Annotated in this window: 1 protein-coding gene; it reads right to left on the bottom strand. The window is 70.1% G+C overall.

Annotated elements, in window-relative coordinates; all coding sequences use genetic code 11:
• Window positions 1-107 precede the first annotated feature (107 nt).
• Window positions 108-575 carry a DoxX family protein gene (locus AC1D01_RS37315; protein ID WP_477874944.1) on the bottom strand — a complete coding sequence of 156 codons (468 nt, stop codon included), beginning with the start codon at window positions 573-575 and terminating at the stop codon, window positions 108-110.
• Window positions 576-728 lie beyond the last annotated feature (153 nt).

The raw sequence follows: 728 nt of genomic DNA, 5'->3' as shown, positions 1-728 counted from the left end.
ACCTGGAGGTGGGCGGGCCCGGCGCCCAGCAGAACGAGATGCTTCATCGAGGGCAAGGGGTAGGCGGGTGCAACCCCGCATTGTGCCCCGGCCCTTGACCGAGGGCGTCAGCGCGGCGCCAGGCCGGGACGAATGCCCCATCGGACCGAGATCAGCCGGTCGAGCGACAGCGCGCCCGGCCCCCACAGTGCCAGCCCGATCAGCAGGCTGCCCCAGAACTGGTGCTGCTGCAGCGCGGCCGGTGCGATCTCGGCCAGGCTCAGCACCGCGACGACGTTCATCACCGACAGCCCGAGCGCCGCGAAGCGCCCGGCCAGGCCCAGCGCCAGCAGCACCGGCAACACCAGCTCGCCGCCGGTGCCCATCACCGCGGCCAGCTCGGGCGGCAGCAGCGGCACGTGGTATTCGTCGTTGAACAGCGCGAGCGTGGTGTCCCAGTCGCGGATCTTCGTCAGGCCGGACAGGAAGAAGGCCTGCGCGACATACAGCCGCGCCGCCAGCTGCGCGAGCGGCTGCAGGGTTTCCAGCAGCGCGACGAAGCGGGTCCACAGGGTCAGCAAGGGGGTGAGGGTCATGGCTGTCTCTTTCGGGTCGATGGGGCTTGGTCGGTATGGTGGGTGGTTTCTTTCTTGGGTTCTCGCTGCAAAGGCGGGTGCGGGGAGGCTGTGGCGCGCCGGCCATGAAACCAGCCAGCTCCGGCGACCCGGCTTTATTGGCGCGCCACAGCC

It is taken from the genome of Rhizobacter sp. P3_B12 (genome assembly GCF_056402895.1).
Note: the sequence above shows the minus strand (reverse complement) of the source record. Positions and strands in the feature narration are given on the sequence as shown.

Coding starts and splice junctions, on each gene's coding strand:
- AC1D01_RS37315 (WP_477874944.1), bottom strand. CDS start 575: ATGACCCTCACCCCCTTGCTGACCCTGTGGACCCGCTTCGTCGCGCTG.